This is a genomic window from Flavobacterium terrae (genome assembly GCF_900142035.1).
In the GTDB taxonomy this organism is placed as follows: Bacteria; Bacteroidota; Bacteroidia; order Flavobacteriales; family Flavobacteriaceae; genus Flavobacterium; species Flavobacterium terrae.
This window is the reverse complement of sequence record NZ_FQZI01000006.1, coordinates 59,992-71,980: the sequence shown is the minus strand read 5'-3', so window position 1 is coordinate 71,980 and position 11,989 is coordinate 59,992. Positions and strand designations below refer to the sequence as shown.

Sequence of the window (11,989 nt, the reverse complement as noted above, 5' to 3'; positions counted from 1 at the left end):
CCTAATTAAATTGTGAATAAGCTATAAAAGTTATTGAGATTAAAGCAAGTAAAAGTCCAATGTAATTTAGTTGTGTCAATTTTTCTTTGAAATATAAAATACCAATCAAACTTCCTAGTAGTATAACTCCCATATTCATCCCAATAAAAACTGTTGATGGATTAGACGATAATGACTGATGAGCTTTTATATAAAACGATATATTTCCAAAATTTAAAATACCTACAAACATTCCCCAATATAAGTTTTTAGTAGAAAGAATTTCTTTTTTGTTTCTTGACTGCCAAGCTGAAATTATTAATGACACTAAAAAGGCGCCACAAAAAACAATTAATAAAAGCTCAGTAAATTTAAGGTTACTAATAGTAGCTACTTTTTTAAATAATATATCAATAACACCAAAACCAATGAGAGTTAGTAAAAGAAAATAGGATTTGTTTTGTTTTTTTTCTGTTTGTTGTTTTTTATAAAAAGTAAAAATGATAGCTATAAAAGCAATGCTTAAACCAATGATTTTGTGTAAATTAAATACTTCTTTGGTAATAAATAATGCAAAACTAATTGGGATAAATAAAGATAAACGTTGCGCAATATCTGTTTTTACGATTCCTGAATACTTTATAGCATTTGCTTGAAAAACAAATACAACAGGTAAAATTATGATAAGACTAACTATTATGATTGCTGTTGGTAAATCAAAATTAAAGTTTAATTGAGGATTGTAAAATATTAGCAATGAGACTAAAGCAAATAAGTAATTCCAAGAAATAATTTGATAAATATTTAGTTCTTTTTTACGAGAAACTTTGAGTAAAACACCAACAAATACACTGCAAATGATGCTTAATAATAGGAAATGCATTTTTAAATTTTATTCAAATATACTAATCTGGTGATAAAGGTCAATTCATCAATATAATAATATCAAGTAAATTATGTCGAGAAAACAAGCACCTTGAACTATAAAATTTGATTAGGATAAATTATTGTTGTAAATTGATAAAAATTAATCAGATAAGGTGAATTTTAAAACTAAAACCTATTTTACCACAATTTTGAGTATGATGTTTAAAAAATCATCATCTTATTTTGTTATAATATTTTGTTTTATTTCTATTCAACTTTTAGCTTTTCAAGATCAAACAGCAATAGACCCAAAAGTTTTAAAAGAGTTTGAGGATGCCCGAAAAATTCTTGATGTAGATGATTATGAGCATTACCAAAAAGGGTCAAAAATCATAAATCAATTAGAAAAAAGGTTAATTGAAGAAAAAAACTTCGATCAATTACTCTACTTATATCTAGAAATTTCCTATTATCACATTACTAAGTTTGACTATACTACTAGTAAAAAGGTCCTCAATAAAGCCGAGAAAGTTTTAAATGAGCATAGCAATAATTGTATAAGAGGAGAATACTATGAACATCTAGCAGTATTTTACAATTCACAAGGAAATGAAGAATTAGATGAAAAATATACTTTGCTTGCCGAACAATTTTTAAAAAAATACGCACCTAAAGTTAAGCAAGTAGACATGTACTACAATCTTACACTTTTATATTTAAAAAAAGAAGATTGGAAAAAAACATTAGAAAATGGCAAGAAATATTTAGAGATTAATAGAGAAACTGGTGGTGATTTAGATCAACCAGAGGTAAATTTACTTATAGCAGAGAGTTATTATAATTTGCTTGATTTTGATAATGCATTGAAGTATTTGCAAATAGCTAAAAACTCAAATATTTTTCAAAATCATGATGAAGACTTTTTGTTAAAATCAAGATACTATTTTGTACTAGGTAAACTATATGAGAAGCAGGGAAAATACAAACAAGCGGCAGAAAATTTAAAAATAGCTAGTGATTTCTTTAAAAAGCGATTGGTTTATAGAATTGTAAAAATGAATAATTCTTTAAATCAAAAAAGAGAATTGCAAATAAAAAACATTGAATTCCAGTCAATTATAAAGGAGAATAAACTTAAAAGTGAGAACGAAAAGTACAAAAACTATCTTCTTATTATTTTTTCAGTTGCAATATTGACTTTAGTTGTTTTGTTATATTTCCAATATCGTAATGCAAAGTTTAAAAATTCAATAAATAACTTGCTTAACGAAAAAAACGAAATGCTTCGTAAGGTAAATTCTGATTTGGAATCAGCGTTAAATATTAAGAAAAAATTATTAGATACTATCTCACATGAATTGAGAACACCTATTTATACTCTTAATGGATTATTACACTTGATGGAAGAAGACAAGAGTAACTATGAAAAAAATATTGAACAACTACAAGCATCAGTACAAAACTTATATAGTTTATCTGGGAATATCATAGAAATAAATGTCATAGATAGTTTAGAAAATGATTACGTTCCCAAAAGAGATATTATAAAATTAGAAGAGCTTGTTAATAAGATTTTGACAACTGTAAAAAAGAGTAGGGGAAATAACAATACAGCATCTTTAAAATATGATATTGGGATACCAAAAAAACTAGTTTTTGATGAATCTAAATTATATCAAGTGTTGGTGAGTCTAGTAGATAACGCATTTAAATTTTCTAAAGATGGAAGTGTTGTCGTTGAATTAAATGAAGTAAGTCGAGATGATAAAAATATTGAAATACAGTTTCTTATTAAAGATACAGGAATAGGAATAGATGATGAAATCAAAGAGAAGATATATGATTTGTTTTTCCAAGGTTCAGAGAAAATAAATTATGAATATGGAGGTTCTGGTCTAGGCTTAACTTTAGTGAAAAAGACATTAGAATTATTTAATAAATCTATTTCAATTGATTCTGAACCTAATAAAGGTACTACAATTTCTTTTTCACTTGATTTTGAAATTTATTCGGAAAATTTAGATGACAAAAAGGTAATAAAAGAAATTAAAGATCCTTCAAAAGTTAAAATTTTACTAGTTGAGGATAATAAAACCAACCAATTAATAACTAAAAAAATTATTCTAAAAAAAGGGTATTGTTGCGAGGTAGCTAATGATGGATTAGAAGCTTGTAAAAAAGTTGATGAAAATGATTATGATTTGATTTTAATGGATATTATGATGCCTATTATGGATGGTTTTGAAGCTTCTGATTATATCTCTAAAAAAAAGCCATACATACCAATCATAGCATTGACTGCCATTTCTGAAGATATCAATAAAGAATTGTTTTCTGCTTCAAGAATTAAAAAAGTTCTAAGTAAACCTGTCGATGTGGAAGAACTTTATGAAACTATATTAAATACCATTACAGCATAAAAAAAGCACCTTATAAAAGTGCTTTTTTTTGTATGAAAATTTTATTTGTTCTTTTTTTCAATCCATTTACGTGCATTCACAAACGCTTCGTGCCAAGGAGTTACTTCGTCTTTATGTCCTTGATCTGGATAGTGTGCCCAGTTCCAAGGGAAAGTAGAACGCTCTATGTGTGGCATGGTTACTAAGTGACGACCAGTTTTGTCGCACATCATAGCCGTGTTGAATGCAGAACCATTTGGATTCGCCGGATATCCTTCATAACCGTATTTACCAACAATGTTGTATTGGTCTTCTGAATATGGTAAGTTGAATTTACCTTCACCGTGAGAAATCCAAACTCCTAAGGTAGCACCTTCTAAAGTTGAAAGCATTACCGAATTGTTTTTTTGAACAGTTACCGAAGTAAATCCGCTTTCGTGTTTGTGTGAATTGTTGTGAAGCATTTTTCCGTGAACTTCGTGCTCCGGATTGATCAACTCCAATTCCATGAACAACTGACAACCGTTACAGATTCCTACAGAAAGCGTATCCTCGCGTTTGAAGAAATTCTCCAACGCAGTTTTTGCTTTTTCGTTGTATAAAAACGCTCCGGCCCAACCTTTAGCTGAACCTAAAACGTCTGAATTCGAGAATCCACCAACAGCTCCGATGAATTGGATATCTTCCAATGTTTCACGACCTGAAATCAAATCGGTCATGTGAACATCTTTTACATCGAATCCTGCCAGGTACATTGCATTTGCCATTTCACGCTCCGAATTACTTCCCTTTTCACGAATAATAGCCGCTTTCGGTCTTGAACCAACTGGAGCAATTGTTCCCTGAGCTTGTCGAAGGGTTCCGTCAAAATGTGAAGGGAAAGTATAGGTTAACGGTTGGTTTTTGTAATTGTTATAACGCTCTAAAGCTGTTCCGTTTTTAGATTGTTTGGAATCTAAAAGGAAAGAGGTTTTAAACCAAGTATCTCTTAATTCAGAAATTGAAAAATTGAAATTATCATTACCATTGGTTATTGAGATTGAATCTCCTTCAACTACTTCACCAATTTTAAAGACTTTTACATTTCGTTTTGCAAAAGCCAAATCCATAGCTTCTTCAGATTCGGTAGATTGGAATACGATTCCAATATTTTCATTAAATAAAGCTTTTACCGTATCAGTTTCTCCTAAAGCACTCAAGTCAAAGCGAGCACCAAGATTCACGTCTGCAAAACACATTTCTAATAAAGTTGTGATTAAACCGCCGCTTCCAATATCATGTCCTGCTTTAATTTTTCTCTCTTTGATTAAGTTTTGAACCGCATTGAATGCTTTTCTGAAATAAACAGAATCTTTAATGGTTGGAACTTCTGTCCCCACTTTATTTAAAATCTGTGCAAAAGAAGAACCTCCTAATTTGAAAGTATCTTGTGATAAATTGATATAATAGATGTTTCCGCCATTTCTTTGTAAAACAGGTTCCACAACTTTAGTAATGTTTGAACAGTTTCCAGCTGCTGAAATAATAACCGTTCCCGGCGCGATTACCTCATCATTCGGGTATTTCTGTTTCATGGAAAGGGAATCTTTTCCTGTTGGGATGTTGATTCCTAATTCGATAGCGAAATCCGAACAACCTTTTACGGCTTCGTATAAACGTGCATCTTCACCTTCGTTTTTACAAGCCCACATCCAGTTTGCTGAAAGCGAAACCGATTTTAAACCGTCTTTTAGCGGAGCCCATACGATGTTTGAAAGCGCTTCTGCAATGGCAGTTCTTGAACCAGCAACAGGATCAACCAAAGCAGCAACAGGAGAGTGTCCTATTGTTGTGGCAATTCCTTCTTTTCCTTTGAAATCCAACGCCATAACCCCAACGTTATTCAAGGGTAATTGTAAGGGTCCGGCACATTGTTGTTTCGCTACACGTCCGCCCACACAACGGTCTACTTTGTTGGTTAACCAGTCTTTACAGGCTACTGCTTCTAATTGAAGCACTTGGTTTAGATAGGTTGGAATATTTTCTGTTGCATAGTTTAAATCCGAGTAATTTGTCGCAACCGTTTTATCGGTCATGATGGTTTTTGGCGAACTTCCGAAGAAATCTTCCAACGCATAATCCATTGGTTTTGCGCCTGTTGTTTTGGATTCAAACGTAAAACGATGATCCGCAGTTACATCACCCACCTGATACATTGGCGAACGCTCACGGTCGGCAATTTTCTGAAGAATATCAATGTCTTTTTCACCGATAACCAACCCCATTCGCTCCTGCGATTCGTTTCCGATGATTTCTTTTGCCGAAAGGGTAGGGTCGCCAACCGGTAATTTATCTAAATCGATTAAACCACCCGTATCTTCCACTAATTCCGAAAGACAGTTCAAATGACCACCCGCACCGTGATCGTGAATGGAAACAATCGGGTTGTTGTCGCTTTCCACTAAACCACGAATGGCATTAGCGGCACGTTTCTGCATTTCCGGATTGGAACGTTGGATGGCATTCAATTCGATTCCTGAACCGAAAGCACCTGTGTCTGCAGAAGAAACCGCAGCACCGCCCATTCCGATTCTATAATTTTCACCACCTAAGATTACGATTTTATCGCCTTCCTGTGGTTTCTTTTTAATAGCTTGGTCTATTTTTCCGTAACCGATTCCACCCGCCTGCATGATTACTTTATCGTAACCAATTTTGCGAGCCTGAGCTGAGCCTGTCGAAGCTTTCTCTTCGTGTTCGAATGTTAAAATAGAACCTGTAATTAGCGGTTGCCCAAATTTGTTACCGAAATCAGAAGCACCGTTGGAAGCTTTGATTAAGATATCCATTGGTGTTTGGTATAACCAAGGTCTTTCGTTCATCGCTTCTTCCCAAGCTCTGTTCTCCTCTAGTCTTGAGTAAGAAGTCATGTAAACTGCAGTTCCTGCCAGTGGCAAAGAACCTTGTCCTCCCGCTAAACGGTCACGGATTTCCCCTCCTGAACCTGTAGCGGCACCACTGAATGGCTCCACTGTAGTAGGGAAGTTGTGGGTTTCCGCTTTTAGGGAAAGTACCGAGTCAAATTCTTTCTCTTCATAAAAGTCTGGCTTGTCAGCACTTTTGGGAGCGAATTGCGTCACTTTTGGACCTTTTACAAAAGCAACATTGTCTTTATAAGCAGAAACGATATCGTTTGGATTTGTTTCCGATGTTTTCTTGATTAATTTGAACAGAGAAGTTGGTTTCTCTTCACCGTCTACCACAAAAGTTCCGTTGAAAATTTTGTGACGGCAGTGCTCTGAATTGGCCTGAGAGAAAGCGAAAACTTCTGAATCGGTTAGTTTTCTTCCCAATTTGGTTGCTAAATTATTCAAATATTCTACTTCTTCATCACTTAGAGCCAAACCTTCCTGTTTGTTGTAAGCAGCGATATCATCAATGTCCAGAATTGGTTCCGGCTGAATGTTGATGGTGAAAATATCTTGGTTTAATTCTGCATATTTTTGAGAAATCATCGGATCGAAAGCGTTGAAATCTGCAGTTGATTTTTCATACTCTTCAATTCGGATAATTCCTGAAATCCCCATGTTCTGAGTAATTTCAACAGCATTGGTACTCCAAGGCGTGATCATAGCGGCGCGGGGTCCAACAAAAAAATCCGATAATACGGATTTTTCTATTTTATGTGCGTTGCCAAAAAGCCAGTTTAATTTGTTGATGTCTTCAGTCGATAATTCGTTTTGCGATTGTACAGCAAAGACTGTGTTGGTTGAGTTACCAAAAAAATGAATCATTATGAGTGTGTTGTTGTGTTTTGTGTTGCAAATTTACTATTTCAAATTTTAAATAAAAAAAATAAAGTGCCAATTGGCACTTTATTTTTTAGTTGATAATTACTTTTTTGATTTTGGTTTCAGAATCTTTTGAGATTTTTATCAAGTAAACCCCAGTTTGCAGATTTGAAATATTTATTTCTTGTGATGTTACATCGTTATTTTCATAAACCTTATTTCCTAAAACAGAATAAATTTCAACCATAAATCCTTTTTGGAAATTGTTTAAAGAGATATTAAAATAACCTTTAGCGGGATTAGGATAAATATCAAAACTGATATCTGAACTATCTTTTATATTATTTTCATTGCTCATTTTGTTACCCAAATCATTGCAAGTATCTATTGTGTATATATCCCAGTCGGCAGTTTTATTAAAAGTATTTTTAGGAACATTTGCAGTTGTTTTTCTTCTTAATGTTTCATCTGCAGAGAAATTCGCGCTGCCTCCATTAAAAGTTCCTATAATATCTATAAGAGTTCCATTTTTAAACAATCCAACGGCATCATTTCCATTATATGCCATTTCAGTCGCTGATGTCGAAACATTTGCAGAGGAGTAGCAAGCTGTCGATATTGAACTATTTACAATTACATATTTACCATTATTTGCTAAAGTCCCACTTAATGTTAATCCGGCACTCCATGATCCAGCACCATTAGTTTGTTTTTTTATCGAATAAGCAGATAAATTAATTGAAACACCAGTTCTGTTAGTAATTTCAAGCGCTTTATTGTTAGAAGAACCTTCTACATACTCTGAAAAATACAAATCAGACACTGTTGGAGCTGAAGATGAAGTAGTAACATTTAATGTTGTACTTGAACCTGAAATATTTCCAGCTGCATCTTTAGCTTTAACAGTAAATGAATATGTTGTTGAAGAAGTTAACCCTGATACCGTAGTTGAAGTACCAGTCACAGTTGTTTTCAAAGAACCATTTTGATACACGTTATAACCAGTTACACCTACATTATCTGTCGAAGCAGTCCAAGATAGTGTAAAACTTGTTGCAGTTATACTTGATGCTATTAAATTAGATGGAACTGATGGTGGAGTAGTATCAGATGTTCCTCCACCCCAAATCATGTTTACATAGTTTGGATTGTCTATAAAAGGATTTCTGTTTCCTTGTCTAGCGTAGATTGCGTTATTTCTAGCAATTTCTCTTGCGCTTACAGGATCAGCAGCATGCCAAGCTAAGAGCATATCTCTAAATGCTGTTGTAAAAACTTGATTGCTCGTTTTGTTAAACATAGGATAAGTATAACTAGCAATAACATTTTCGTAGCGAGTAGCAAAATAAAAGTACATTCTTGCAATATCTCCTTTAAAAGCAGGGTTTGGTTCAAAAACTGTTCCAGTGTATCCTGAAACAGCGCTTGTTCCCAATTTACTTCCGTTTAATGATGTCCAGCTAGTAGATGCAACATTACCATGTGGATAGTCTGAACGCATACCATTAACCTTACCGTCTGTTGGCGGAATAAAATGTGCATCAGATACCATTGGTGAGGATGAATTAAAAACAGACTGCGGAACCATATGCTCACGATTATAACAATCGCCTTCTTTAGCATAGGTTCCGCATTGATCGGTACTGTAAAAATAGTTGTAAGGGTCAATTCCGTTTGGGTTTTCTGAATACAGGTCAAAAATAGTGTTGTCATTTTCGTTTTGATTATCCCTATCCGAAGTTTGATAGGTTGTCCAGAGTCCTGCGTAACCTCTGTCAGTATGTCCCTTAATAATGTTGTACAACTGGGTTTTTAGAGTGTAGCCAGTTCCAGTTGCGGAATTGTAATAACCAGAGGGAGCCTGGGCATCACAAAGCCATGAGGATAGAAGCACTACCCATAACAGTTTTGTTTTCATTTAGTTAGTGTTTGTTTTTGTTGTTGTTGGTTCAAAAATAGTTAAAAAAAAAGCGGTCAAACGACCGCTTTAAATTAGTTAATAACAATTTTCTTAACAATTGATTTTGAATCATTTGTGATTTTTAGCAGGTAAATGCCTTTTTGAAGATTGTTAGTTGAAATGTTAGTATCGTTTATATTTTGTTTTTCAAATACCTTTTGTCCTATAGCGGAGAAAATTTCAACATTTATGTTTCCAATTGCTGGATCATACTCAATTCTAAAATTACCATTTGATGGGTTAGGGTAGATTGAAAAGGTATTTTCTGTAAAATTCTCTGTGCTAAGAGTAGCAAAACAAATCCAAGTTAAATCATCGAAAGCAACTCTATTAGTTGTTGTAGAGTTATCTTCGAAGGAAATAATTACATTTCCAGGAATATTTATATTAGAAATAGTAGTTGAAGTTGCTGTTGAGCTATATGGTATTGTCCCTACAGTTGTACCGTTTACTTTTAAGTTAAAGCTACCGCTTGAACCCGCAAATTTTAATTGTGTTTTTACTGTTAAACTTCCAATTCCTTCGGCAAATGCTGTTGCAGATAAAGTACCGTTTCTAACAGTAATTGCTCTACTTGTTATTGTTTGATCAGTTCTAGAATCTGTTGCAGTCCATGTAATTCCTCCAGTTGTCCAAGAATTGGTCGTATATGCAGATGAATTAGCAGGAATTGTTTCAAAAGTTTCATTTACATTTGATGAACATGTTCCAGGGGCTGCTGTATTTACGTTAATAGTATTACTAGGTGAAGATACATTGTTTTGACAATCTTTTGCAACTACATAAATACTATAAGTTGTTGATGGATCGAGTCCTGATAATGTAATAGAAGTTGTTCCACCACTAGATGCCCATTTCACACCATTTACATAAACGTCATAATTTGTTACTGCAGTATTATCAGTACTAGCTCCCCAAGTTAAACTTATTGTACTTGATGAGTTTCCAGTTGAAGTTAATGTTGTTGGTACTGAAGGAGCAACTGAGTCTGCAGGACAGCTTCCACCTCCCCAAACCATTGCAACATATTCAGGGTGGTCAATATAAGGATTTCTGTTTCCTTGTCTTGCGTAGATTGCATTATTTCTAGTAATTTCAAACGCACTAACAGGATCATTATTATGCCATGTCATTAACATTGATAAAAAAGCAGAATCTAATGCAGGAAAAGTATTTCCACTAAATGCAGCATAAGAATAACCTGAAACAGTATTTTCATAACGTGTTACAAAGTAAAAATACATTCTAGCGATATCTCCTTTAAACTCATTAATTGGTTCAAAAACAGTTCCAGTATATCCACTAACTGCACTACTACCTAATTTTCCACCATTAAGAGAAGTCCATGATGCAGTAGCAACATTTCCGTGAGGGTAATTGCTTCTCATACCATTAACTTTACCATCAGTAGGGGTAATAAAATGTGCATCAGCAACCATAGGATTAGCAGAACTAAAAGTTGATTGTGGTATTATGTGTTCTCTGTTATAACAATCCCCTTCCGAACTATAATTTCCACATCTTTGAGATGGACCTGAACCATAGTTGTATGGATCTGCAGCAGTTGGACGCTCTGAATACATGTCCATTATTGTTCCATCATTTTCGTAAAAACTATCAATATCAGACGTTTGATAAGTCGTATAGAGACCATCATATCCATTATTAGTATGTCCTTTAATTATATTATATAATTGAGTTTTTAAAACTGCTCCAGAGCCAGTTGCAGTATTGTAATATCCTGCAGGAATTTGTGCTAAAGTTATTCCTGAAATTAAGAATAAAAGAAAAGTAATTTTCTGTTTCATAAACATTTAAGTTTTATTTTAAGAATGGGGCAACAAATCTATCAAAAAAGATATTATAACAATTAATTTATGATTACTTTTTTTGTTGAAATTGCATTACCAGATCTTAACTTCAATAAATAAAAGCCTTGAGGTAAATTGTTAACTGTAATACTTTTCTTATCTGTTTCTGAATTTTTGATAATTTGTATTAATTGACCGTTCAAATTAATGATTTGAATTTCTTCAATATTTACTTCAGAATAGAGATTTACTGAGTTTGTATTGGATGGATTAGGATATACTGATGATCTTTCAAGTGCTACAAATTCATTGGTTGAAAGGAAGACAGAAGGCCAACGATTTTGAGCTGGTGTTCCACCCCAAATAACAGTTGCTAAATAAGGATTATCAATAAATGGATTCCTATTTCCTTGTGCATATGTTCCATTAGAATCATGATAAGTATTCCTGTTATCTTCATATTGAGAAACTGGATCTTCTGCATTCCATTGTAAAAATAGATTTAGCATATTTGGATCGTTAGCAACTGTAGCTCCTGTTCCCACATTTATAGGTAAGCATTGTGATGGATATCGCAAATACATGTACATCATCATTCTTGCTACATCCCCTTTCCATTCATCTCCAGGATACCAGTCTGCTCCTACATTTCCAGAATTACCAGAGCCAGCAGCAAATTTTCTATTTCCACGTGCTCCATTTCTTTGCACGTCAGAAGCTCTTAAATGATGAGCATCTTCACCAGCATCACTGGGTGCAGCATCATCTAAAGCAGGTGTACCAAGAGATTTTGCATAAACATGTTCTCTGTTCCATTCGCATGTGTTATTTCCTCCATTAGAATCTTTATTTCTACGTCTATGGTCGTTATCGTCAGATGTTGATGTTGGACAAATATTATTGCTAAATCCATAAAGCAATAAAACATTTGTGTTAGTAGCATCTGTTGGGTCTAAATCAGTTATCTTAGATGCTTCCCAAACCCCTGGAGTGTAAGAAAGAAAATTAGTATGCGTATCAATAATTTTTGTTGATAAGGCATTTTTCAAATTTTGCCCTGTTATAGTCCAATTGAATCCATTATAATAGGGTGCAGCTGGAGCTCCATCTTGAGATATAGCTGTAATAGATACTAACAAACAGATAAAAAAGTAGATTTTTTTCATAAAATAATTTATTTAGTTTGGGAATAAAAAATATAAG

The 11,989-nt window shown here is 33.6% G+C and carries 6 protein-coding genes; 1 reads left to right on the top strand and 5 read right to left on the bottom strand.

The window, feature by feature from the left end; all coding sequences use genetic code 11:
- Nucleotide 1: 1 nt before the first annotated feature.
- Entirely contained in the window at nucleotides 2–862 is an 861-nt protein-coding gene (locus tag BUC09_RS13370; RefSeq protein WP_073312115.1) for an EamA family transporter, read from the bottom strand.
- A gap of 199 nt (nucleotides 863–1,061) precedes the next feature.
- On the opposite strand from BUC09_RS13370, the gene BUC09_RS13365 reads away from it, so the two are divergent.
- Nucleotides 1,062–3,266 (top strand): ATP-binding protein, encoded by a 2,205-nt coding sequence (locus BUC09_RS13365; protein ID WP_073312114.1) that lies wholly within the window; start codon nucleotides 1,062–1,064, stop codon nucleotides 3,264–3,266.
- 41 nt (nucleotides 3,267–3,307) lie between these two features.
- Here BUC09_RS13365 and purL read toward each other — a convergent pair whose 3' ends face one another.
- From purL to BUC09_RS13345, 4 genes are all read right to left on the bottom strand, one after another.
- Nucleotides 3,308–7,018, bottom strand: coding sequence for a phosphoribosylformylglycinamidine synthase (gene purL / locus BUC09_RS13360; RefSeq protein WP_073312113.1), 3,711 nt, complete (start codon nucleotides 7,016–7,018; stop codon nucleotides 3,308–3,310).
- 88 nt (nucleotides 7,019–7,106) lie between these two features.
- Nucleotides 7,107–8,933, bottom strand: a complete 1,827-nt coding sequence (locus BUC09_RS13355) for an endonuclease (RefSeq protein WP_073312112.1) — start codon at nucleotides 8,931–8,933, stop codon at nucleotides 7,107–7,109.
- A 74-nt stretch (nucleotides 8,934–9,007) separates the two neighbouring features.
- On the bottom strand, nucleotides 9,008–10,783 hold the full coding sequence (locus tag BUC09_RS13350; RefSeq protein ID WP_073312111.1) for an endonuclease: 1,776 nt from the start codon (nucleotides 10,781–10,783) through the stop codon (nucleotides 9,008–9,010).
- A 62-nt stretch (nucleotides 10,784–10,845) separates the two neighbouring features.
- A complete protein-coding gene (locus BUC09_RS13345) occupies nucleotides 10,846–11,952 on the bottom strand; it encodes an endonuclease (RefSeq protein WP_073312110.1) in 1,107 nt (368 codons plus the stop codon).
- Nucleotides 11,953–11,989: the final 37 nt, after the last annotated feature.

What these genes read in the sequence shown, in the direction of transcription:
- BUC09_RS13370 (WP_073312115.1), bottom strand. Translation starts at nt 862, where the DNA reads ATGCATTTCCTATTATTAAGCATCATTTGCAGTGTATTTGTTGGTGTT.
- BUC09_RS13365 (WP_073312114.1), top strand. Translation starts at nt 1,062, where the DNA reads ATGATGTTTAAAAAATCATCATCTTATTTTGTTATAATATTTTGTTTT.
- purL (WP_073312113.1), bottom strand. Translation starts at nt 7,018, where the DNA reads ATGATTCATTTTTTTGGTAACTCAACCAACACAGTCTTTGCTGTACAA.
- BUC09_RS13355 (WP_073312112.1), bottom strand. Translation starts at nt 8,933, where the DNA reads ATGAAAACAAAACTGTTATGGGTAGTGCTTCTATCCTCATGGCTTTGT.
- BUC09_RS13350 (WP_073312111.1), bottom strand. Translation starts at nt 10,783, where the DNA reads ATGAAACAGAAAATTACTTTTCTTTTATTCTTAATTTCAGGAATAACT.
- BUC09_RS13345 (WP_073312110.1), bottom strand. Translation starts at nt 11,952, where the DNA reads ATGAAAAAAATCTACTTTTTTATCTGTTTGTTAGTATCTATTACAGCT.